The following is a 20,711-nucleotide window of genomic DNA, read 5'->3' as shown; positions in this document are numbered from 1 at the left end:
CCTTCAGCTTGGTCTGGTCGCGCGGGGGTTACGTCCGCGCCATCTCCCGGCGGGCCGCGTCGAACACAGCCGCCAAATCACGCAAGGTTTCGTCCGCCGGGCGCTCGCCCTTGGCCGCCACCCGCGCACTGGGCAGCATCGGGAAGGTCACCAGCGACACCTCCCAAAGCTCCAGTTCCTGCAAGAGCCTGCGGCCCTTGTCCCCCTTGGTCGCGCGCAGCGTGCGGTAGCCGATGCTCAGCCCGTCAATCGCCCCCGCCGCGATCAGCGCCACCGCCTCGCGCGCGCGGCCCACGCTCTCCAGCAAGCGGCCTTTCACATACAGGCCGCGCGCATCCTCGCGCACCTCGTCCCAGATGCCGATGGGCTGCGCCGGATCGTGCTGCCACAGCATCTTGACGCGCCGCCCCTCGGCGGCCAACCGCTTCAGGCTCGCGGCATAGGCCCCCTTGGCCACAACGTCCCCGCTCTGATCGGGCGCATCAAAGAGGCTCGCATAGCCCTCGATCCGCCCCTCCTCGGTCACGCTCAGCGCCGCACCTTCGGCGCGCGCGAACTTGCGCTCAAGTCCGTTCTCCATCCACCTCATCCTTTCTTTGTCAAACTCACGGCAACGCCGCCAGGATCGGCTGAAACGCCTGCACCAATATCGCCGCGACCACGCCATAAACCGCCAGCCACAGCCGCCGCTCCAACCGCTCCAGCGCCGCCTCCAGCCGCTCCAGCCGCTCTTGCGTCGCCTTCACCTGCAATTCCGAGACCCGTTCATGAGCCTCCAGCCGCAGCGCGGGCGCGCAATCGAACGGCTCGAACCCATAGCGCGGCGGCGGCGCCCCCTCAGCCATCCGCATCCCCCGGTGCCAATGCGGGCAGGCCCAGCAAGTCGCGCTTTTCCGCTGCGGTCAGGAATTCCGCCTGCGCCACCCGCGCCCATTGCGCATCACGCTCCGCCGACAGCGCCGACACCTGATCGAGATCGGGGCGCAGCTCGAACGCCTCCCCCGCCATCCGCGCCAGCCACGCCGCCACGGCAGCACTGACGCGCGTGGCCAGCGGCAACACCGTCAGGCGGTAAAACGCCCGGTTCGCCTCTTGGTAATTGGCGAATGTCGCGTCGCCGGGAATGCCCAGCAGCATCGGCGGCACCCCGAAGGCCAGTGCGATCTCGCGCGCCGCACTCTCCTTGGTTTTCTGGAATTCCATGTCCGACGGGCTGAACCCCATCGGCTTCCAGTCAAGCCCGCCTTCCAGCAGCATCGGGCGGCCCGCATTGCGCGCGCCCTGATGATGCGCCTCCATCTCGGCGACCAGCCGGTCATACTGATCAGAGCCAAGCGCACCCTGCCCCTCGGCCCCCTTGTAGACGATCGCCCCCGACGGCCGCGCCGCATTGTCCAGCAGCGCCTTCGACCAGCGGCTCGCAGCATTATGCACATCTACCGCCTGCGCCGCCGCCTGCAACGGCGACAGCCCGTAATGATCGTCCTGCGGATGAAAGCTCTTGATATGGCAGATCGAGGGCGCACCCTCGGTGACATCGAACCGATGCTTGCGCCCGGCCACGGCATATTCATACCCCACCGGCCAGCCATCCGCGCCCGGCACCACGCTCATCCGGTCCGAGCGCAGCACGTGCAACTCCACCGGAACGCCGCCCGCACCCACGGCCTCGACATAGGCATTGCCGGTCAGCAACAACTGACCATAAAGCGCCTCGAACAACTCCGCCCGCCCCTGCGCCGGGTTCGGCATCTTGATCAGGCTCAGCACGGGATGCACTGCAAAGCGTTGCTCGGCATCCTGCAGCACCAGCGGCAGGGCGGCGGCGGCCTCGGCGATCATCTTGACACAGCGAAACCCCACCGGATTGCCCGCAAAGCCGGTGCGCGCAAGGCTCACCACGTCGCGCGGGCTCCAGGCCACACGACCGGCCCCGCCCCAGGCGACGACGCGACCCGTGGCGCTCGCCTTCTGCTCGGGAACGGCCTGCGCCTCGGCCTCACCCCCCTGCCGGAAGAAATCCAGTATCATCGCGCCACTCTCCTTGATCCCGCATCGGTTCAGGCCTCTTGCCCGCTTGATGAGGATCAGACCCCGAAAGGTTTAAGGAAAGTGAACCGGAGCGCGCGCACCGCGCGCCGCCAAAACGCACCGACGCAATACCGACAGAATACCGACGCGATACAGCCCGCTAATCAGAGCCTTCGGTCTCGATCTTGATTTCACGCCCGCAATGCTTGCAATGGATCGCATCCGGGTCATGCCTGAGCAGCCCGCAGCCCTCGCATTTCTGCCGCACCTTGGCCGGCAGAAAGATCGCCCGCGCCAATCGCAGGAACAGCCCGACCCCGACCACCATGATCCCGACAGCCAGCAATCTGCCGATGCCGGTGGTCATCAGAATGTCGCCGTAGCCGGTCGTGGTCAGCGTCGTCACCGTGAAATAAAGCGCGTCAACATAAGTGTTTAGCCCGGGCTCCTGCCCACCGCGCAGCACCAGCACCAGCGCCGTCATCGCAAAGATAAACACCAGCAGATTGACCGCCGCGACAATCGCATCCTCGTGCAACCGAAAGACCCGCACATCGCGCCGCAGGTCTTTGAGCAGGTGATAGGAATGCACCAGCCGCAGCGCCCGCAACAACCGCAGCGCCGCCCAGCCCTGCCCAAGAAACGGCGCCGCGATCAGCGAGGCCAGAACCAGAACATCAATGATAACATAGACTTGCCGTAAATGCCGCAGCCGGTTCTCGGCGATCCACAACCGGCAGGCAAAATCCGCAAGGATGATCACGGCAATCCCCGCATCCGCCGCAATCAGCCCCGGGCCGAGCGGCATGGTCGCTGTGGCGAGGAAAAAGATAATGGTGACTGCATCAAAGGTCAAAAGCGCATAACGAAACCGCGTCGCACGTGTTGAGCGGCCCTCGTAGAGAAGCCTGACACGATCTTTCATGCTGCGATCCGATGCACTCATGAGGTCGAGCATAGCCGCGCAACCCCGCGACTTACAGGTGAAATCAGCCCTCGGTCTCGGCCTTTTCCGCCAGCGTAAGCCACTCGTCCTCGGCCTGCGCCAAAGCCTCCTGTCGTGCGGTCAGCGCCTCGGTCGCCTTCTTGAATTTCACTGGCTCTCGAGTGAAGAGATCGGCATCGGCAAGCAGCCCTTCCAGCTTGGCGATCTCGGCCTCCAGCCGCGCGATCACCCCCGGCAATTCCTCCAGCCGGTGCTTGTCGGTAAAGCTCAACTTCGCGGCTTTATCCTGCTTTGACTTCGCCGCCTTACTCTCTGTTTTCTCTACTTTTCTCTCAACCGGCGCGGCCCCGTCCCGGCCCCGCTGCGCCCGGTAATCGCTCCAGCCGCCAGCATAGGCGGTGGCGCGCCCGTCACCCTCCATCGCGATGGTCGTGGTCGCCACCCGATCGAGGAAATCCCGGTCGTGGCTGACCAGCAGCACCGTTCCGTCATAATCGTCGAGCAGCTCCTGCAACAGGTCCAGCGTCTCGATATCGAGATCGTTGGTCGGCTCGTCCAGCACCAGCAGATTGCTCTCGCGCGCCATCAGCTTGGCCAGCAAGAGCCGCGCTTTTTCCCCACCGGACAGGGACTTGACCGGCGCGCGTGCCTGCCGCTCGTCAAACAGAAAATCCTTGAGATAGCCCACCACATGGCGCGGCTGCCCGCGCACCAGCACCTGATCCGCCTGCCCCGAAACACGCATGTCGATATCGCCCGTCAGGCTCTCCCACAGGCTCATCTCGGGCGCAAGCTGCGCGCGGGCCTGATCGAACACGGCGGGCATGAGGTTGGTGCCATGCGTCACCCGCCCAGTATCCGGCTCGACCTCGCCCATCAGCATCTTCAAGAGCGTCGTCTTGCCCACCCCGTTGGGCCCGACAAAGGCCACGCGATCGCCGCGCAGGATCTTGATGCTGAATTCACTCAGGATGAGCTTGTCATCGTAACGCTTTGAAATACCGTCCGCTTCTATTACCTTGCGGCCCGAGGAAGGACCCGAGTCGAGCGCCATCGCCGCCGTGCCCTGACGACGGATCTGACTGCTGCGTTCGGCCCGCAGCTCCTGCAAGGCGCGCACCCGGCCCTGATTGCGCTTGCGCCGCGCGCTGATGCCCTCGACCGCCCATCGGGCCTCGGCCTTGATCTTGCGGTTGAGCTTGTGGCGCTGTTGGTCCTCTTCCTCCCAGACCTTGTCGCGCCAGGCCTCAAAGCCCTCGAAGCCGCGCTCTTGCCTGCGCACCATTTCCCTGTCAATCCAGAGGGTTGCACGACTAAGTTCACGTAGAAACGCACGGTCATGGCTGATCAGGACATAGCCCTTGCGCGTCTCGCGCAATTGCGTCTCCAACCAGCCGATGGCCTCAATGTCCAAGTGGTTGGTCGGCTCGTCGAGCAGCATCAATTCGGGCGCTTCGGCCATCAGCTTGGCCAGCGCCGCGCGCCGCCGCTCCCCGCCCGAGGCGGTCTCGACAGGACGGTCGGGGTCGAATTTCAGCCCCTCGGCGGCCATCTCCACCCGGTACATCTCGCCCGCGTCAAGCTCGCTCATCGCGAACTCGCCCAGGGTGGCAAAGCCCTTCATTTCGGGCTCCTGCTCCATATAGCCCACACTCGTGCCCGGCGTCACGATGCGCTCGCCCCGGTCCGGCTCCACCAGCCCAGCCATGACCTTCATAAGCGTCGATTTGCCCGATCCGTTGCGCCCGACCAGCGCCACCCGGTCACCGGGCTGCACCACCAGCGACAGCGCGTCAAAGATCGGCTCACCGCCGAAGGTGAGGGAAATGTCGTTGAGTTGGAGAAGCGGTGCACGTGCCATGAGCGCGGGCTATCCCGCCGCCCCGTCGCGGTCAAGCACCCTCAGCCCGCCATCGCCCGCAACAGCCGCTTTCGGGTATCGGGAATGGCCCCGATCTCGACCCCGGTAAAGACATGCAACGTGCCAAGGTTGCGGTCGATCACCGCATGATCGCTGACCCAGCCCCCCATCATCAGATAGGTGCGCAACAAAGGCGGCATGTGGCGCATCGCCAGTTTCAGATCGGGCTTATGCCGCTTCAGGCGTTGCGCGAATCGAAAGACGCTTGGCGCCTTGACGCGCGGCCACCAGCGCCGCGGGGCCAGATGCCGCTCACGCAGCACAGCAAAAGCGTCGAGATAATCGCCCGTATCCACACCCTTGAACGACGAGCAGCCGAACAGCATCCCGATGCCCTGCTCATCCACGAACCGCGTCATCGCAGCCCAGGCAACGCGCAGGATATCAGGGTCGTTCAGGCCCGGTGCGATGCAAAACCGGCCCATCTCGGCCATCTTGCCGTCAAACTCCTCAAGGGCCGACAATTCGTAGAACTGCGCCGAATAACTCTGCGCTATCTCGCAGCCATCGTTGAGGGTCAGAATACGGAAACAGCAGACCAGACGTCCCGTCGCACTCTCCTCGACCAATATGTGTTCGCAGATATCATCGAAGGGATCGACATCGAGCCCGCCGTCCTGACCCAGAAAGGCGACTGCCCGCAGGGCTTGTGCCCGCCGGGTATCCTCGCCGCCGGCGCCCCGCCGCGCCAGATACCGCCTCTCGCCTGTCATCGCAGCCTCTTCACATGCCAGCGTGAGCCTAGCCAAGCCCCCGCTAGCACACAAGCCATGACAGGCGCGTGACGGCGCTAGCTGCCAAATTCGGTGTCGTTCGCGAACGGATTGATGTTCCCGAGGTTGCCAAGGATCTGCCGCAAGAAGCCGTTATCGACGACCGAGCTATCGGTGACACGGCGCGTGAGCGGCACAACCTTGCCGTCCTCGAGCCCGAATGTCTCGATATTGGCGATGGTGTTATCATCGTTGAAGGAAATCGCGAGCACGGTCCGTTCCACCACCTGCGGGCGGAACATGCCCCAGGTGCGCTTGCGCGAGCGGACATAGTAGTAATCACCCTCGTCCGACATCCCCGAAAGCGACGGCGGACCCACGACGTCATCCACCGTAGCGCGTGTATCCACACCGACGATAAGGTTCTGCAGGTCGTCTTCGGGCGGCACATAGCCGTGGTTCTTGTAGGTGGCGCTACACGCCGCAACGGTCAGCAGACCACACAGCACAAGGCCGCGAAGCAGTCGGGATGTGTTACCTGTCATGTCTGCCCTCTTGTCATGGCCGCGCGCGGCTTTTATCCCGCTTACATCAAGGTGGCCTGCAGGTTCAAGAAAGGAAGCAGAGGGAAACATGCCGGATAAGACGCAAAATCCCGAAGTGGTCCGCGTCGCGCACCTGCGCGGCAAGGACGAGGTGCCGTTCGAGATCACACCGGATGCCGCCGCGCGCACGCAGATCGCAGAGGATCTCGGGCTTCTCGACCTGCGCAAACTGCGCCTCAGCGGGAGCATTTCGGCAGAGGGCAGCACAGATTGGCTCCTCACGGCCTCGTTGGGGGCCACAGTCGTGCAGCGTTGCGTCGTGACGCTCGATCCCGTCACGACCCGCATCGACGAGCCTGTCACACGCCGCTTCTCACCCGACGCCGAAGCGCCGGAGCTCGCCCCCGGAGAAGAGATGGAGATGCCCGAGGACGACACGCTGGAACCCTTGGGTCAAGAGATCGATCTGCGCCGCGTGATGATCGAGGCGCTCAGCCTTGCACTGCCGCCATGGCCGCGCAGTGATGGCGCGGAACTGGGCCAGATGACCGCAACCGCCGAGGGCGCAGAACCTCTTACCGATGAGGATACCAAACCCTTTGCCGGCCTCAAGACACTGCGCGATCAACTCAAGGGGGAAGAGTGACGATAGCTTCGCTGCGACGCGTCAAGAATCGCTTGCCCCGGCAACAAATCTCTGTATTTTCGCGCTCTCATCGGAATTGAGGGTTGAACCGGCGGCTCACTACGGATTAAGAGCCGCGGACACCCGTGAAACCGGGCCATCTGGCCCACAGGAATTGAGGTTGTGACATGGCCGTCCAACAGAACAAAGTATCGAAATCGCGCCGCAACAACCGCCGCGCGCATGACTCGCTGGTTGCGGGCAACCCGAACGAATGCCCCAATTGCGGCGAGCTGAAGCGCCCGCATCACGTCTGTGCCGCCTGCGGCCACTACGCTGATCGCGAAGTCGTGAGCCTCGTTGACGAGATCGACTTGGAAGACGACGCGGCTTAAGCACTCGAAGGCGATATGCCGAATGACCGCTCGGACAGACCAGACGAGGACGGGCCCTGCCCGCACAATCATCTCGGTTGACGCCATGGGCGGCGATCAGGGGCCCGCGGCAGTGGTCGCGGGCATTGCCTATTCCGCACAGAAGAACTCCGAAATCGGCTTTATCGTCCATGGCCCGGGCGACGAGCTGGAGCGTCTTGTCGCCAAGCGTAAGGGCTTGGCGAACCGCTGCGAAATCCGCCACGCCCCGGACGTCGTCACCATGGATGACAAGCCGAGCAGCGTCGTGCGACACGGACGCGAGACCTCGATGTGGTCTGCCCTCGAATCGGTGCGCAACGGCGAGGCCACGGTCTGCGTATCCTGCGGCAATACCGGAGCGTTGATGCTGATGTCGGTGCTGCGACTGCGCAAACTGCCCGGCATCTACCGCCCGGCCATCGCCGTCATGTGGCCATCTCAGAACCCCCAAGAACACAACATCATGCTTGACGGTGGCGCGGATATTCGCGCCGACGCAAAGGATCTCATGCAATACGCGCTGATGGGGGCGTCCTACGCGCGCAACGGCTTCGGGCTGGAGCGGCCGCGCATCGGCCTGCTGAACGTGGGCACAGAAGAACACAAGGGCCGTGCCGAACTGCGCGAAGCGTATGACCTCATCGCGGCCAACGCCCGCATTGCGGATTTCGAGTTCGTCGGCTTCGTCGAGGGGCGCGACCTGCCCGGCACCGTCTGCGACGTGATCGTGACCGACGGCTTTACCGGCAACGTGGCGCTCAAGACCGGCGAAGGCACCGCCAAGCTGGTCGGCGATCTGCTGCGCGAGGCGTTCGCCTATTCGCCGCTCTCCCGCCTTGCGTCGGTGCTGGCCTACACGTCGCTGCGCCGCATGAAGAAACGGGTCGATCCGCGCCGCGCCAATGGCGGCGTGTTCCTCGGCCTCAACGGCACCGTCGTCAAATCGCACGGATCGGCAGACGCAACAGGCGTCAGTTCGGCGATCAAGCTCGCGTTTGAGTTGGCGCAATCGAATTTCACCGAGAGACTTGCCGCGCGCGTGGCATCTGCGGCGCTCCTGGATCAGGGCGACAGTGCCGAGAACACCCCGGATGAGGAGGCCCAATGACCCGCCGTGCCGTCATCGAGGGGATCGGTCATTACTTGCCGGACCGCATCGTTCCCAATTCCGAATTCGAAAAGACACTCGATACGTCGGACGAATGGATTCGCACCCGGTCGGGCATTGAGCGTCGGCGCTTCGCCGCCGAAGGCCAGACAACATCGGATCTCGCCCTTCGCGCCGCAAAGGCCGCGTTGGCACAGGCGGGGCTGACGGCCGAGGACATCGACGGTGTCATCGTCGCCACCTCTACGCCCGACCTGACCTTTCCCTCTGTCGCCACGATGGTGCAGAAGGATTTGGGCATGACGCACGGCTTTGGTTTCGACGTACAGGCGGTCTGCGCCGGGTTCATCTACGCGCTGACCACCGCCAACGCGCTCATTCTCACGGGTCAGGCCACCCGGCTTCTGGTCATCGGTGCCGAGACCTTCAGCCGCATCATGGACTGGACGGATCGCTCCACCTGCGTGCTGTTCGGGGACGGTGCAGGCGCGATTGTGCTCGGGGCGCAAGACGGCGATGGCACCAACGCGGATCGCGGCATCCTGTCCTCCGATCTCAATTCCGACGGGCGGTATCGCGACATGCTCTATGTCGATGGCGGCGTCTCGACAACCGGCACAGCGGGGAAACTGCGGATGCAGGGCAACCCGCTGTTCCGGCAGGCCGTCGAGAAACTCACCTCAACCGCTGAGACAGCCCTTGCGGAGGTAGGTCTCACCGGCCCCGACGTCGACTGGATCGTACCCCACCAGGCAAATATCCGCATCATCCAGGGCACCGCCAAGAAGATGGGCTTGCCTATGGACCGTGTGATCGTCACCGTGCAGGATCACGGCAATACCTCTGCCGCCTCGATCCCGCTGGCCATGTCGGTGGGTGTCGCCGAAGGCCGGATCAAACCCGGCGACCTAGTACTCTCCGAAGCGATCGGCGGCGGCCTGGCCTGGGGTGCCGTCGTCCTGCGATGGTGATCCCGGCCATGCTCTGAGTTGTTTTGCCCGGCCCGTCCTGCTACGACTTTGCTAGGCACAGCAGGAGCGCGCGGGTGAGCATCGCCGGAAAGCTATTGATCGTCTCGGGCGCGTTGATCGGCGTCCTGATCGTACTTGCCGCTCTGAACGAACGAACGCTGCCACTCTTTGGTGGCGACAGGTCCCTTGCGGCCCGCGTGATGCTGACCACGTTCAGCCTGTTCGGGGGGCTGGCCCTCGCTCTGGCGCAACCGGCGCTTTGGCGCGGCCTGTCGCATCTCGTGCAAACCCGCGTGGCGCAGGGCGGCTCCCATAGCGATATGGCACAGTGGCTGTTGCGCACCGAACTGCGCGACACGGCACAGACGCTCGGTTTCGTTCTGATGGGGCTGTTCACAAGTGCCGCAGTTGTGTTTGCCTGGCTGCAATGGACGGGACTCGGCTAACTTGCTCACCAAAGACGCGGCGTAGTTCAAACGGTTCGAGCAAGAACAGTCGCGCGACATGCCGGAAGGAGCCTGCACCGTTCGAAAAGAAGATACGCTCTCGGGCATAGCCCGCCGCACCGGCACGATCACATCAGACCTGGCGGTGCTTAATGACATCTCCGACCCGGATCGGATCCAGGAAGATCGACCCATGGTCGCGCCGGGCCCGGCCTGAGATTTGCCGTCCGCGCCCCGTTCAACCGCATTTTGGCCGCGCGGGCCGCGTCTCAGCCGTAGGATTCCACAAAAACGCGCAAAAAACCGCACTTGAACGGCAACGGCTAAGTCGTTGACATTGACTCGGAAATTGCTTCGCCGCAAAGTATTGCGAAAAACAGCGGGGATGTAATGGGACACAAGACACTTACAAGAATGGATTTGAGCGAAGCAATTTTTCGCGAAGTGGGCCTTTCGCGCAATGACGCAGCCCAAATGGTCGAGAGCGTTCTGGACCATATGTCCGATGCGCTCGTCGAGGGGGAGCAGGTCAAGATTTCTTCCTTCGGCACGTTCTCGGTCCGAGACAAGACCGCTCGCGTGGGCCGTAACCCAAAGACCGGCGAAGAGGTTCCGATCAACCCGCGCCGCGTGCTGACCTTCCGGCCGTCGCATCTGATGAAAGACCGGGTCGCTGCCGGCAACAAGAGCTGAGGACACCGCCCAATATGGCAAAATCCGCCGACGCCTTTCGAACCATAAGCGAGGTTGCCGAATGGCTGGAGGTTCCGGCGCATGTGCTACGGTTCTGGGAGAGCAAGTTCACGCAGGTCAAACCCGTGAAACGCGCGGGCGGGCGACGCTATTACCGCCCCGCCGACATGCGGCTTTTGGGCGGCATCAAGTTACTACTGCATGATGAGGGCATGACCATCAAGGGCGTGCAAAAAATCCTGCGCGAAGAGGGGGTGCAGCACGTTGCGGCGCTGTCGCGAGGGCTGGGCGACGAGGCCGACGACCAAGCACTCGATATCGCCGCTAACCCTGAGCCCCAGCCACCCGCGCAGGTCCTCTCATTCGAGCGCCCGACAGAAAGCGCGAGCACCAAGGACACGCGTGGGGTTACCGCAGATATCCGTCAGCAGCCGGAGACGGAGCCTGAAGAGCACGCGCCCTCTGAGAACCAAGTCGAGAAGGATGACGCCGCGACTGAGGCAACAACGGACGACACGTCTGAGCCGACGGATGCCGAAACCGAACACGGCGCCAACGAACCGACACCCAACTTGTTCTCAGAAGACACGACATCGCCCGAACCGCCTCCGACCTACGAACAGGAGCAAGCTTCTGAACCGGGGCTGTCGGCAGAATCGGATAACCTCTTCAAAGCGCCCGGGAACGCATCCGCCCCCCAAGACAACGCGGGTGAGCCACCGGCCACGCTCGCGCCGCTGCCCACCCTGCCCGACGACCCGTCGGACAGCACACCCTGTCCGACCGGTGCTCTGACGTCACTCGGAACGCTCAAAAGGCCAGTGTCCAGCGATTTCGCCGCCGAACTCGCGAGCTTGGCGGTCCGCCTGCGCAAAAGCGGGACGTCAAAAGGCGCTTACAGGGCAGGCAAGGAATAAAAATTGGGATTCCCCCCTTGTCCCTACCCGGAAAACCAGTATGAACAGCGCATCGTCGGGCTATGGCGCAGCCTGGTAGCGCGTCCGTCTGGGGGACGGAAGGTCGCAGGTTCGAGTCCTGCTAGCCCGACCAAATTTACCGACGATCCCGCCCGCCTCGGCCCCTCGGGCACCGCAACACGGATGCGGGGCATGACGAGAGGGTGACGGCGATGACCGGGGTTGTTTCAAGCCAGCAGATCAGGGACATGATCACCGCAGGCATACTCTCGGCCTCTTCCGAGATACTTCCTGAACAGATCCAACCGGCCAGCCTTGATCTGCGTCTCGGGCCCGTCGCCTACCGCGTGCGCGCATCCTTCCTGACCGGCACCGGCCGCACCGTCACCGACCGGATCGGCGAATTCGAGATGCATCGCATCGACCTTGAACCGGGGGCTGTTCTGGAAAAGGGATGCGTCTATGTGGTCCCGCTGATGGAACAGCTCGCGTTGCCCGAAGGCGTGCAAGCCGTGGCAAACGCCAAATCCTCCACCGGGCGGCTCGACCTTCTGACTCGGGTCATCACCGACGGCGGAGTGGAATTTGACCGCGTTGCGCCGGGCTATGCAGGACCGCTTTACGCTGAAATCTGCCCGCGCTCCTTTTCCGTACTCGTCCGCCCCGGCATGCGGCTCAACCAGATCCGGTTTCGCGCAGGTCAGGCGGTGCTCTGTGACGACGCGCTGCGTGCGCTGCATTCCGCCACACCGCTCGTCGATGGAGACAGCGCCGTGATCGATGAAGGTCTCGGCTTTTCAGTCGATCTGCGACCTGCAACCGGCACCCTTGTAGGTTACCGGGCCAAACCACATGCAGGCGTGATCGACCTGGACCGGATCGGACATTATGCACCTGCGGACTACTGGGAGGAGGTGCATGCCGAGAATGGCCACATCATCCTCGACCCTGGCGCCTTTTACATCCTCGTCAGCCGCGAGGCAGTGCATATCCCGCCCCAATACGCAGCCGAGATGGCCCCCTACGTGGCCATGGTGGGCGAGTTCCGCGTGCATTACGCAGGCTTTTTCGACCCTGGCTTCGGCCATGCGGCCGCAGGCGGGGCCGGATCGCGCGGTGTGCTCGAAGTGCGCTGCCACGAGGCCCCGTTCGTGCTCGAACATGGCCAAATCGTCGGACGGCTTGTCTATGAGAAGATGGATCAGGTCCCCGATCAGCTATACGGGGCGGGGATCGCGTCCAACTATCAGGGTCAGGGCCTGAAGCTGTCCAAGCACTTCAAAAGCTGAGCCCCGCGCCAGCCACAGCGACTTTGTTTCCCATAAAGAAACAATCCCGGCGCATTGGCCAGGATTGTTCCCATTCGAAACCGGGTAAGCCCCCGCAACCGATTTCTTTGGTCGGCCCCTATGGAGGGCCGACCGGCTGCAAAGGATCGTTATTCCACGAGCAGACGCGCCTCGTGCTTCTTGAGGGAGCGGCGTGCGGCCTGATAGGCTTCGATGCCGTGCGCCTCGCGCAGTTCCGGGAACAGGTCGAAAATCTCATCCCGCTGCTCGATTCCCATGCCATCCAGCACCTGCTCACCGGGCTGGAAGCTTTCGGTCCAAGCGCCGTTCGACAGGACCACCTCGTGCTGGTCGAACATGAAGTGGATGTAGGTCGTGCCGCTGGCATCGACCTGATCGACACCTTCCATACCGGTCAGGTGCTTGGCGGCCGCCAAAACCTCGCGCTCTTCGAAATAGAGCGCGGCGCGCTCGGAATTGAGCAGCAGACGGTGCTGCGGGCTGACCAGCATATCGCGCTCGGGCAGGCCATGACCAAGCGCCCCGGCCCGGATCTGAACCGGCTTGAGATGCGGCGCATTCTGCAGATCCTGCATGCCAAGCGCCCGATGCCCGATCCAGCGGATTTCCTGCAAGCCATTGTCGCGGGTGATCACCCGGTCGCCAAGCTGCAACTCCTCCACCAGCTTTTCCCCACGCGGCGTGGCAATCAGCGTGCCGGGCGTGAAGCAGGGGATCAGGTTCTCGATCTCGCTGAATTCCAGCGTGCCGCTGACGCTGTCATCAGCGGCAAGGAAATTCACCGTTCCGCTGGTCGAGTCACCATCCGGATCAACCGTCTCACCCACGATTTCGAACCGGCCAAGACCGCGCAGATCAAGCGTGTCGAAATCATCGTCGATACCGTCATCGGTGCTGTCCCCGGTGCCACCGTCGATCGTGTCACCCGCGCCAACATCGAGGAACACGTCGCGGTCATCACCGCCCATGAGGCTGTCAGCGCCCTCTCCGCCGCTGATCAGGTCATTGCCGGCTCCCCCCAGTACTGTGTCATCACCGGTACCACCGATAAGCGTATCGTTGCCTGACCCGCCACCGATCGAGTCATCATCGATTCCACCGTCGATCATGTCATCTCCGGCACCACCGAGAATCGTGTCATCATCATCTTGGCCGAAGATGGTGTCATTGCCATCCCCGCCGTCAATGAAATCACGCCCGTTGTCGGTGACGAGGTCCGTGTCATCGGGGATGTTCAACTCGTCCGGCAAACTCGGGTCGAGTCCCCCGAAAATAAGATCATCCCCGGCACCGCCTGTAATCGTGTCGGAGCCTTCACCGCCAATTATCGTATCATTGCCGTCGCCGCCATCAATCTCATCTGCATCAATGCCGCCGTCGATGAAATCATTCCCTGCGTCACCAAAAATCGTGTCGCGATCATCACCGGTAAAGATGGTGTCGTTGCCGTCACCGCCAGATACGAAATCCCTGTCATCCTCGGGATCGCTGTCGGCCGGAAACAGCCCCGGAAAGCCGAGGTCAGGCAATGGCGGCGGGGTGCCCGATACAGGGGCGCTTGTATCGATCAGATCGTTGCCGTCACCACCAAACACCGTATCGTTGCCCGCACCGCCCGTGATCGTGTCGTCGCCGGGGCCGCCTTCAATGGAGTCGTTGCCGGGACCGCCATCCAGAACGTCATTGCCGTCCTCGCCAAGCAGGGTGTCGTCACCGTCCTCGCCGATCAGCGTGTCGTCGCCCGGCGCGCCGCCATCAACCACACCGCCGATCGGGTTGAAATACACATCCGTCAGGTTGATGCCATCACCGCTGCCATCCGCATCCGTGTAGCGGACGACGACCTGCGCGACCGGCCCGGCAATGCTGACTGAAAGCGCGTTGGCCGCATCGGCATCCGTGCCAGACCCGCTGCCGGTCGCCTCTTCACCGCTCAAGACCGAGACATCGGTGCCACCAGTCAACGCCACCGGGATCAGGTTGTCATCGCCATCAAAGGCGAATATCTGCACGTTTTCAGTGCCGTCGAGGTCATTGATCTGGAAAGACACATCATTGACCGGGGCCGAAAACTCCAGCTTGAGGTCGGTCGTCCCCGCACTCGGCAAGGACGCTGCCATCGAACTGCTGGCATCGGCCGGAGTGCCGCCGGTCTCGACGCGGTCCACGTTCTGAGGGTTGTCGGCAAAGGTGGTGCTCACCGGTCCAGTGGCCTGCAACACGGAAAACGTCACATCTACGCTTCCGGTATCCTGCACAAAGCCGTTGATCGGATCGCCCATCTCGATCGGGTCGGCGTCGTTCGGGTCGGGTGCGAGGTCCCATTGAAACACCTCACGCCCGGCCCCGGGGTCGCTGCTGTCCCCGACCAGAAGGTCATTGCCAGCGCCGCCCTCGACCGAGTCGCTGCCGGAACCTGCGAAAACAGAATCATCGCCGTCCCCCGAAAGGATGGTATCCGATCCGCCGAAACCATCGACGACGTCGTTGTTCGTGCCACCCGGACCATTGCCTGCATCAATGGCCTCACCTTCCGGATCGGCAGCAAATGTCGCATCGATGCGGTTGTCGCTGTTATCGCCTTCAACCCTGTTCGTCGCCATGTTCTTCTCCCACTATTCCCGGGGTCGGCACGTGCCCCGAAGTGCTAAAATCAATTTCCCAAAGCTGGCGATGCCACCACGCGGGACGACCGTCGCAACCGAATTGCAAGGAGAATGACAGCATAGCCCATGACCGAACGGGTCTCTTTCGGATCCCGACGTCCCATCGAAATGTCGGTTATCCAACCAACTACACAGCGATCACACTTTTGCACACGTGACATTCACGCGCCGATTACGTGCGGTCGCCCCCAGACCTAGCAACATCACCCCCCAGTTGGGCTGCATTCTTTCTACGTCAGCCCTCGCGAACGCCCAAGGGGAATTTGGGCCAAAAAGTGCCGAAACAATGTTCGCGCACCCCAAAATTCGCCGCATTTACCATGGCTTCGCCACAATCTTGATTCGGCATTGTTTCTCGAAATTTGCATCAAACTGCGTTGAAATTAGCACTAACGGCCTTGTGATACGCATTTTCTGGCGCAGTTTTCCTCGCGCCGGTCATACATTGTTTCAATAACGGGCTCAGACCCGCAGGCCATATATCTGACAAATCGTGGCGAAATTCGGTCAAACAGACTTATTCTGATCATTGATCAATTTTCACTTCTGGGGCGAAACGTTTCCAAAGGATCAACAATCTGAAAGGCGCAATACGTGGCGCGCCTGATTCGCGTGCTGCCGTCACCACGTCATCGAATTTGAGAGGCTGGTGCCCAAGGCGAGACTCGAACTCGCACGGTATTGCTACCGGGGGATTTTGAATCCCCTGCGTCTACCATTCCGCCACTTGGGCCCGGCGCAGTGCTTAGCCGAGCGCAGAGGCTTCGTCCAGAGGCCCCGGTGATTTTAGATCGCTTTCTGTACAGGGCTTGACCCCGGGGGGCCACCCATGCTGTTTCGCAGAAAACCCGCTCAGGACAGGCCATATGATCAGATCCCTATATGATTGGACACTGCGCATGGCCGAACATCGCCACGCGCTCTGGGTGCTGGCCTTTATCAGCTTCATCGAAAGCTCGATCTTTCCGATCCCGCCAGATGTTCTGATGATCCCGATGATTCTCGCCCGCCCCTCGCGCGCCTGGCTGATCGCGGGCATAGCACTCCTCTCCTCGGTCCTCGGCGGCATGCTTGGATACGCTATCGGCGCCTTCGCCTATCAGGAAATTGGCCAGCCCATTCTGGCCGCATTGGGCAAGGGCGACGCGATGGAGGCGTTCAGCACAAGATTCAACGATTTTGGCTTCTGGGCAGTTCTGACGGCGGGGGTGACACCCTTTCCCTACAAGGTGATCACCATCATGTCAGGCTGGACGGCGATGCCGGTCGGCACCTTCATCGCCACCTCGATCCTGGCGCGCGGCATCCGCTTCTTTCTCGTGGCCGGCCTGCTCTGGAAGTTCGGTACGCCAGTGCGCGATTTCATCGAACGCCGCCTGGGGCTGATGACCATTCTCTTTGTGCTGCTGCTCTTCGGCGGCTTTTATGCCACAAGGTTCCTGTGATGCGCCTCAGTCAACGCCAATTGATCCTGCTCGCCGCCTGCGGCTCTGCCGCGCTGATGCTGGGCGCGCTCGCCTTTCAGCACATAGGCGGCATGGCCCCGTGCAAGCTCTGTCTCTGGCAACGCTGGCCGCATGTCATAGCCATTGCGCTCGGGGCAGCGGCCTTGCTCGCCCTGCCCCGGCTGATGGCGCTTGGCGGGTTGCTCGCCGCCCTCTCCACGGCGGCGCTCGGTGGCTATCACACCGGGGTCGAGCGTGGCTGGTGGGAGGGGCCATCGGAATGCTCCTCGTCCGGCGCGGCGGGGCTCAGCTCCGATGAGTTGTTCAACCAGATCATGGCCGCGCCACTGGTGCGCTGCGACGAGGTGCCGTGGGAGATGCTCGGCCTGGGGATGGCAAGGGGGAAGATGCTGGTGTAGCTCGGTCTCGCGGCACTCTGGCTGATGGCCCTGCGCGCGCTGAGATAGATGCGTCCGGCGCGAACGGGTCTTGTGCGGGCCCGTCGCGGTAGTTGGAGTGAGCCGCGCCATCGCATGTCCGCGGGCAGGCGATCCGACAGTATTTCAGTGCGCTTTATGTCTGCTTTCCCGCAAAAGATCTAACCGGCGCGCAGACTTCGACACATCGCCTGTCCGGGGGGCGGACATGCGATGGCGCGGCGGGCTTCGCCCTCGATTCCGCGCCGGGTCTGCCAATCCAATGTCCGCCCGAGGCCATTTGCACCCCACCTACCCCCCCGATTTCCAGGTATTCAGCAGCAGGCTCGTCTCCGAGCTCGCAATCCCGTCGAAGCGCCGGATCTGCGCCAGCACGCGGTCAAGCTCTTCCAGCGTCTCGGTGCCGATCTCCACGATCACGTCCCAGCGACCGTTAGTGGTATGCGTCGCGCGCACGGCGCTCAACCCGTTGAGCTGCCGGATCACCCGCTCGGTGCCGCGCCCCTCGATCCCCAGCATCATCAGCCCGCGCACCGGGTCGCGCGCCGTATCGCCGCGCAGCACCACCGTGAAACCGACGATCTCACCACTCTGCCGCAGCCGCTCGATGCGCGCCCGCACCGTGGTGCGCGACACCCCCAGCCCGATCGCCAGATCCGACAGCGAGGCCCGCGCATCGTGGCGCAGCATCGAGATAAGCCGCCGGTCGGTATCGTCCATTTTGCAGGTCCTTGATTTCGTTTCGCACAGATATCCCCCGATTAGTGCAAAACAGCCGCTTCAATTCAACCCGTTTCGGCAGCACCCTAACCAAGATACGCAAATCATCAGAGGTTTCCATGATCCCCCAAGACATCATCCTGATCGGCGCCCCCGTCGATAGCGGCAAGGATCGGCGCGGCTGCCTGATGGGTCCCGACGCCTATCGCACCGCCGGCCTTGCCGAGGCGCTGATGGATCTCGGCCACCGCGTCTCTGATACCGGCAATCTCACGCCGCGGCCTGCCACGCCCGATCCGGCGCTGCCACCGCATGTCTACGCGCCAGAGCAGACCGCAGGCTGGACCGCGACGCTTGCCGAGGCGGCGCAGGACGCGCTGCAAAGCGGCCTGCCGGTGTTCCTCGGCGGCGATCACAGCCTGTCGCTCGGCTCGGTCGCGGGTGCGGCCAATCACGCCGCCCAAGCGGGCCGCCCGCAATTCGTCCTCTGGCTCGACGCCCATAGCGATTTCCATACCCCGCAGACAACCGCCTCGGGCAACCTGCACGGCACACCGCTCGGCTATGTCACCGGGCGCGCGGGCTTTCACGGCTTTCCGCCCGTCGCCCATCCGGTGCCAGAGGAGAACATCTGCATTCTCGGGCTGCGCTCGGTCGATGCCGCCGAACGCGAGGCGCTGCAGGCCACGCAGATCCGGTATCACGACATGCGGGTGATCGACGAGCAGGGCATCTCACGCCCGCTCGCCGCCTTTCTCGATCATGTCGCGGCCATGGGCGGCGCGCTGCATGTCTCGCTCGACGTGGATTTTCTCGATCCCTCCTTCGCCCCCGCCGTCGGCACCACCGTGCCGGGTGGCGCCACCATCCGCGAGGCGCATCTAGTGATGGAGATGATCTGCGACAGCGGCCTCATGACTTCGCTCGACCTCGTGGAGTTGAACCCCTTTCTCGATGATCGCGGTCGCACCGCGCAGGTGATGGTCGATCTTGCGGCCTCGGCGCTTGGCCGCCGTGTCTTTGACCGCCCCACATTGGCCTATAGCTGAGGATAGCCCATGACACTCGCCCCCTCCGACAAGGCGCTCGTGCCTTTTGTGTCCGTCGACAACATGATGAAACTCGTGTATCACATCGGGATCGAGCCGATGCTTGCGGGCCTCGCCGACTATATCGAGGCCGATTTCCGCCGCTGGGCGCTCTTCGACAAGACCCCCCGCATCGCCTCGCATTCCGAGGAAGGTGTGATCGAACTGATGCCCACTTCGGATGGCGAGGTCTACGGCTTCAAATACGTCAACGGCCACCCCAAGAACACCAAGGCCGGCTTGCAGACCGTCACCGCCTTCGGGCTGCTGGCCAATGTCGGCAATGGCTATCCGGTGCTTTTGTCGGAAATGACCGTGCTCACCGCGCTGCGCACGGCGGCCACCTCGGCGATGGTGGCAAAGCATCTGGCACCCAAGGGGGCTGACACGATGGCGATGATCGGCGCCGGCGCGCAGTCGGAATTCCAGAGCCTCGCGATGAAGGCACTGGTGGGGCTGAAATCGGTGCGGCTCTATGACATCGACCCGAAGGCAACCGAAAAGGCCGCGCGTAATCTCACCGGCATGGGGCTGAAGGTCGTGCAATGCCGCACGCCGGAGGAAAGCATGGAAGGCGCGCAGATCATCACAACCTGCACCGCCGACAAGCAATATGCCACGATCTTGTCAGACAACATGGTGGGAAGCGGCGTGCATATCAACGCCATCGGCGGCGACTGCCCGGGCAAGACGGAACTGGCGGCGGGGGTGCTGCACCGCTCCACGATCTTTGTGGAATATCCCGAACAGACCCGCATCGAGGGCGAGATCCAGCAGCTTGACCCGGACCACCCGGTGACCGAGATGTGGCAGGTCATCTCGGGCGAGGCCCCGGGCCGCACCTCTGCCGAGCAGATCACGCTCTTCGACAGCGTCGGTTTCGCGATCGAGGATTTCAGCGCCCTGCGCTATATCCGCGACCATATCGGCGGCACCGATTACTACATGAATCTCGACCTGCTGGCCGACCCGGACGATCCGCGCGACCTGTTCGGCATGCTGCAACGCGCCGCGCCCTGAACGATCAAGGACAGCGATCAAACGCCACAGATTGCAATCTGACCAAACTGCCACGCCGGACAGAACTTGCAACCTGCCCGGATTGCACACACTCTGGTCCACAACCCGGCCACAGCGATCCGATGTCAAACCAAAGCTTAAGGACACCCCATGCCGATCCTTGATGCGTCCTCCTCCCACCTCCTGCTCATCGATTTTCAGGCACGTTTGATGCCCGCGATCCATGACGGCGATGCGGTGACCACGCAGGCGTCGAAACTGCTCTCGGCGGCGCGTCTCCTGGACCTGCCGCGCAGCTATACCGAACAGAACTCCGAAAAACTGGGCGGCACCGTGACCAGTCTCGCACCGGAGCAGGGCGAAACCGTGCTCTCAAAGATGAGTTTCGATGCCTGTCGCGATAGCGCAGTTGCCGAAGACCTCTCAGATAACGCGACCCTGATCGTCGCAGGCTGTGAGGCACATGTCTGCGTGCTGCAAACGGTTCTGGGCCTGCTGGACCGGGGTAAACGCGTAGCGGTAGCGGCAGACGCCACAGGCTCACGCACGCCCGCCAACCGCGACGCAGCACTTGCCCGCATGGCCGCGCATGGGGCTGAGATCGTGACAACCGAAATGGTGCTCTTCGAATGGCTGGGCACCGCTGAACACAGCAAATTCCGCGACATTAAGCAGCTGATCAAGTAACTATCT

General features: G+C 62.9%; 22 protein-coding genes and 2 tRNA genes. 14 read left to right on the top strand and 10 right to left on the bottom strand.

Going from position 1 to position 20,711, the window contains the following annotated elements:
• Positions 1 to 28: 28 nt before the first annotated feature.
• The 7 genes from RID11_RS01645 to RID11_RS01615 form a co-directional block, all read right to left on the bottom strand.
• Positions 29 to 580 carry an HK97 family phage prohead protease gene (locus tag RID11_RS01645; protein ID WP_350135394.1) on the bottom strand — a complete coding sequence of 184 codons (552 nt, stop codon included), beginning with the start codon at positions 578 to 580 and terminating at the stop codon, positions 29 to 31.
• A gap of 25 nt (positions 581 to 605) precedes the next feature.
• The gene (locus RID11_RS01640) at positions 606 to 845 is read right to left on the bottom strand and encodes a GTA head formation protein, RCAP_rcc01685 family (protein ID WP_350135392.1); all 240 of its coding nucleotides are present in this window, start codon (positions 843 to 845) and stop codon (positions 606 to 608) included.
• Entirely contained in the window at positions 838 to 2,031 is a 1,194-nt protein-coding gene (locus RID11_RS01635) for a phage portal protein (protein ID WP_350135390.1), read from the bottom strand. The genes RID11_RS01640 and RID11_RS01635 overlap by 8 nt, the downstream gene beginning before the upstream one ends.
• A 160-nt stretch (positions 2,032 to 2,191) precedes the next feature.
• Positions 2,192 to 2,956 carry an ion channel gene (locus RID11_RS01630; RefSeq protein ID WP_350135388.1) on the bottom strand — a complete coding sequence of 255 codons (765 nt, stop codon included), beginning with the start codon at positions 2,954 to 2,956 and terminating at the stop codon, positions 2,192 to 2,194.
• Positions 2,957 to 3,020: 64 nt separating this feature from the next.
• Positions 3,021 to 4,838, bottom strand: a complete 1,818-nt coding sequence (locus RID11_RS01625; protein ID WP_350135386.1) for an ABC-F family ATP-binding cassette domain-containing protein — start codon at positions 4,836 to 4,838, stop codon at positions 3,021 to 3,023.
• A gap of 41 nt (positions 4,839 to 4,879) precedes the next feature.
• Positions 4,880 to 5,611, bottom strand: a complete 732-nt coding sequence (locus RID11_RS01620; RefSeq protein WP_350135384.1) for a GNAT family N-acetyltransferase — start codon at positions 5,609 to 5,611, stop codon at positions 4,880 to 4,882.
• A gap of 77 nt (positions 5,612 to 5,688) precedes the next feature.
• On the bottom strand, positions 5,689 to 6,156 hold the full coding sequence (locus RID11_RS01615) for an outer membrane protein assembly factor BamE (protein WP_350135382.1): 468 nt from the start codon (positions 6,154 to 6,156) through the stop codon (positions 5,689 to 5,691).
• A gap of 88 nt (positions 6,157 to 6,244) precedes the next feature.
• Between RID11_RS01615 and RID11_RS01610 the strand changes: the two genes are divergently transcribed.
• The 9 genes from RID11_RS01610 to RID11_RS01565 all read left to right on the top strand — a co-directional run bounded on the left by RID11_RS01610 (position 6,245) and on the right by RID11_RS01565 (position 12,621).
• Positions 6,245 to 6,802, top strand: coding sequence for a YceD family protein (locus RID11_RS01610; RefSeq protein ID WP_350135380.1), 558 nt, complete (start codon positions 6,245 to 6,247; stop codon positions 6,800 to 6,802).
• A gap of 167 nt (positions 6,803 to 6,969) precedes the next feature.
• Positions 6,970 to 7,176, top strand: a complete 207-nt coding sequence (rpmF, locus tag RID11_RS01605; protein ID WP_050661262.1) for a 50S ribosomal protein L32 — start codon at positions 6,970 to 6,972, stop codon at positions 7,174 to 7,176.
• Positions 7,177 to 7,198: 22 nt separating this feature from the next.
• The gene (gene plsX / locus RID11_RS01600; RefSeq protein ID WP_350135378.1) at positions 7,199 to 8,305 is read left to right on the top strand and encodes a phosphate acyltransferase PlsX; all 1,107 of its coding nucleotides are present in this window, start codon (positions 7,199 to 7,201) and stop codon (positions 8,303 to 8,305) included.
• On the top strand, positions 8,302 to 9,276 hold the full coding sequence (locus RID11_RS01595; protein WP_350135376.1) for a beta-ketoacyl-ACP synthase III: 975 nt from the start codon (positions 8,302 to 8,304) through the stop codon (positions 9,274 to 9,276). Before plsX ends, RID11_RS01595 begins: the two co-directional genes overlap by 4 nt.
• A 74-nt stretch (positions 9,277 to 9,350) precedes the next feature.
• Positions 9,351 to 9,722 carry a hypothetical protein gene (locus RID11_RS01590; protein ID WP_350135374.1) on the top strand — a complete coding sequence of 124 codons (372 nt, stop codon included), beginning with the start codon at positions 9,351 to 9,353 and terminating at the stop codon, positions 9,720 to 9,722.
• 390 nt (positions 9,723 to 10,112) lie between these two features.
• Positions 10,113 to 10,415 carry an integration host factor subunit alpha gene (gene ihfA, locus RID11_RS01580; RefSeq protein ID WP_050661265.1) on the top strand — a complete coding sequence of 101 codons (303 nt, stop codon included), beginning with the start codon at positions 10,113 to 10,115 and terminating at the stop codon, positions 10,413 to 10,415.
• A gap of 14 nt (positions 10,416 to 10,429) precedes the next feature.
• Positions 10,430 to 11,332, top strand: coding sequence for a MerR family transcriptional regulator (locus tag RID11_RS01575; protein WP_350135369.1), 903 nt, complete (start codon positions 10,430 to 10,432; stop codon positions 11,330 to 11,332).
• Positions 11,333 to 11,388: 56 nt separating this feature from the next.
• Positions 11,389 to 11,465, top strand: a tRNA-Pro gene (locus tag RID11_RS01570).
• A 79-nt stretch (positions 11,466 to 11,544) separates the two neighbouring features.
• The gene (locus RID11_RS01565) at positions 11,545 to 12,621 is read left to right on the top strand and encodes a 2'-deoxycytidine 5'-triphosphate deaminase (protein WP_350135367.1); all 1,077 of its coding nucleotides are present in this window, start codon (positions 11,545 to 11,547) and stop codon (positions 12,619 to 12,621) included.
• 149 nt (positions 12,622 to 12,770) lie between these two features.
• On the opposite strand, the gene RID11_RS01560 is transcribed toward RID11_RS01565, so the two are convergent.
• A complete protein-coding gene (locus tag RID11_RS01560) occupies positions 12,771 to 15,245 on the bottom strand; it encodes a Hint domain-containing protein (protein WP_350135365.1) in 2,475 nt (824 codons plus the stop codon).
• Positions 15,246 to 15,955: 710 nt separating this feature from the next.
• Positions 15,956 to 16,041: transfer RNA gene (locus RID11_RS01555), tRNA-Leu, on the bottom strand.
• A 133-nt stretch (positions 16,042 to 16,174) separates the two neighbouring features.
• Here RID11_RS01555 and RID11_RS01550 point away from each other — a divergent pair.
• Together RID11_RS01550 and RID11_RS01545 are read left to right on the top strand one after the other, a co-directional pair.
• Positions 16,175 to 16,753, top strand: a complete 579-nt coding sequence (locus tag RID11_RS01550; protein ID WP_350135363.1) for a YqaA family protein — start codon at positions 16,175 to 16,177, stop codon at positions 16,751 to 16,753.
• A complete protein-coding gene (locus RID11_RS01545; protein WP_350135361.1) occupies positions 16,753 to 17,172 on the top strand; it encodes a disulfide bond formation protein B in 420 nt (139 codons plus the stop codon). Before RID11_RS01550 ends, RID11_RS01545 begins: the two co-directional genes overlap by 1 nt.
• Positions 17,173 to 17,481: 309 nt before the next feature.
• Here the strand turns inward: RID11_RS01545 and RID11_RS01540 are convergent, their stop codons facing one another.
• A complete protein-coding gene (locus tag RID11_RS01540; protein WP_050661268.1) occupies positions 17,482 to 17,910 on the bottom strand; it encodes an Lrp/AsnC family transcriptional regulator in 429 nt (142 codons plus the stop codon).
• A 119-nt stretch (positions 17,911 to 18,029) separates the two neighbouring features.
• Here RID11_RS01540 and rocF point away from each other — a divergent pair, with 119 nt between their 5' ends.
• The 3 genes from rocF (at position 18,030) to RID11_RS01525 (ending at position 20,705) form a co-directional block, all read left to right on the top strand.
• Positions 18,030 to 18,959: an arginase gene (gene rocF, locus RID11_RS01535; RefSeq protein WP_350135359.1), complete on the top strand. Its 930-nt coding sequence runs from the start codon at positions 18,030 to 18,032 to the stop codon at positions 18,957 to 18,959.
• 9 nt (positions 18,960 to 18,968) lie between these two features.
• The gene (ocd, locus tag RID11_RS01530) at positions 18,969 to 20,018 is read left to right on the top strand and encodes an ornithine cyclodeaminase (protein WP_350135358.1); all 1,050 of its coding nucleotides are present in this window, start codon (positions 18,969 to 18,971) and stop codon (positions 20,016 to 20,018) included.
• A gap of 150 nt (positions 20,019 to 20,168) precedes the next feature.
• Positions 20,169 to 20,705 (top strand): isochorismatase family protein, encoded by a 537-nt coding sequence (locus RID11_RS01525; RefSeq protein WP_350135356.1) that lies wholly within the window; start codon positions 20,169 to 20,171, stop codon positions 20,703 to 20,705.
• Positions 20,706 to 20,711 lie beyond the last annotated feature (6 nt).

This window comes from Roseovarius sp. (assembly GCF_040219995.1).
Classification (GTDB): domain Bacteria; phylum Pseudomonadota; class Alphaproteobacteria; order Rhodobacterales; family Rhodobacteraceae; genus Roseovarius.
The sequence above is the reverse complement of the archived record's forward strand: the minus strand, read 5'-3'. Positions and strand labels throughout refer to the sequence as shown.

What these genes read in the sequence shown, in the direction of transcription:
- RID11_RS01615 (WP_350135382.1), bottom strand. Translation starts at nt 6,156, where the DNA reads ATGACAGGTAACACATCCCGACTGCTTCGCGGCCTTGTGCTGTGTGGT.
- RID11_RS01610 (WP_350135380.1), top strand. Translation starts at nt 6,245, where the DNA reads ATGCCGGATAAGACGCAAAATCCCGAAGTGGTCCGCGTCGCGCACCTG.
- RID11_RS01645 (WP_350135394.1), bottom strand. Translation starts at nt 580, where the DNA reads ATGGAGAACGGACTTGAGCGCAAGTTCGCGCGCGCCGAAGGTGCGGCG.
- RID11_RS01565 (WP_350135367.1), top strand. Translation starts at nt 11,545, where the DNA reads ATGACCGGGGTTGTTTCAAGCCAGCAGATCAGGGACATGATCACCGCA.
- RID11_RS01595 (WP_350135376.1), top strand. Translation starts at nt 8,302, where the DNA reads ATGACCCGCCGTGCCGTCATCGAGGGGATCGGTCATTACTTGCCGGAC.
- rpmF (WP_050661262.1), top strand. Translation starts at nt 6,970, where the DNA reads ATGGCCGTCCAACAGAACAAAGTATCGAAATCGCGCCGCAACAACCGC.
- ocd (WP_350135358.1), top strand. Translation starts at nt 18,969, where the DNA reads ATGACACTCGCCCCCTCCGACAAGGCGCTCGTGCCTTTTGTGTCCGTC.
- RID11_RS01540 (WP_050661268.1), bottom strand. Translation starts at nt 17,910, where the DNA reads ATGGACGATACCGACCGGCGGCTTATCTCGATGCTGCGCCACGATGCG.
- RID11_RS01575 (WP_350135369.1), top strand. Translation starts at nt 10,430, where the DNA reads ATGGCAAAATCCGCCGACGCCTTTCGAACCATAAGCGAGGTTGCCGAA.
- ihfA (WP_050661265.1), top strand. Translation starts at nt 10,113, where the DNA reads ATGGGACACAAGACACTTACAAGAATGGATTTGAGCGAAGCAATTTTT.
- plsX (WP_350135378.1), top strand. Translation starts at nt 7,199, where the DNA reads ATGACCGCTCGGACAGACCAGACGAGGACGGGCCCTGCCCGCACAATC.
- RID11_RS01545 (WP_350135361.1), top strand. Translation starts at nt 16,753, where the DNA reads ATGCGCCTCAGTCAACGCCAATTGATCCTGCTCGCCGCCTGCGGCTCT.
- RID11_RS01550 (WP_350135363.1), top strand. Translation starts at nt 16,175, where the DNA reads ATGATCAGATCCCTATATGATTGGACACTGCGCATGGCCGAACATCGC.
- RID11_RS01635 (WP_350135390.1), bottom strand. Translation starts at nt 2,031, where the DNA reads ATGATACTGGATTTCTTCCGGCAGGGGGGTGAGGCCGAGGCGCAGGCC.
- RID11_RS01630 (WP_350135388.1), bottom strand. Translation starts at nt 2,956, where the DNA reads ATGAAAGATCGTGTCAGGCTTCTCTACGAGGGCCGCTCAACACGTGCG.
- RID11_RS01560 (WP_350135365.1), bottom strand. Translation starts at nt 15,245, where the DNA reads ATGGCGACGAACAGGGTTGAAGGCGATAACAGCGACAACCGCATCGAT.
- rocF (WP_350135359.1), top strand. Translation starts at nt 18,030, where the DNA reads ATGATCCCCCAAGACATCATCCTGATCGGCGCCCCCGTCGATAGCGGC.
- RID11_RS01525 (WP_350135356.1), top strand. Translation starts at nt 20,169, where the DNA reads ATGCCGATCCTTGATGCGTCCTCCTCCCACCTCCTGCTCATCGATTTT.
- RID11_RS01625 (WP_350135386.1), bottom strand. Translation starts at nt 4,838, where the DNA reads ATGGCACGTGCACCGCTTCTCCAACTCAACGACATTTCCCTCACCTTC.
- RID11_RS01620 (WP_350135384.1), bottom strand. Translation starts at nt 5,611, where the DNA reads ATGACAGGCGAGAGGCGGTATCTGGCGCGGCGGGGCGCCGGCGGCGAG.
- RID11_RS01640 (WP_350135392.1), bottom strand. Translation starts at nt 845, where the DNA reads ATGGCTGAGGGGGCGCCGCCGCCGCGCTATGGGTTCGAGCCGTTCGAT.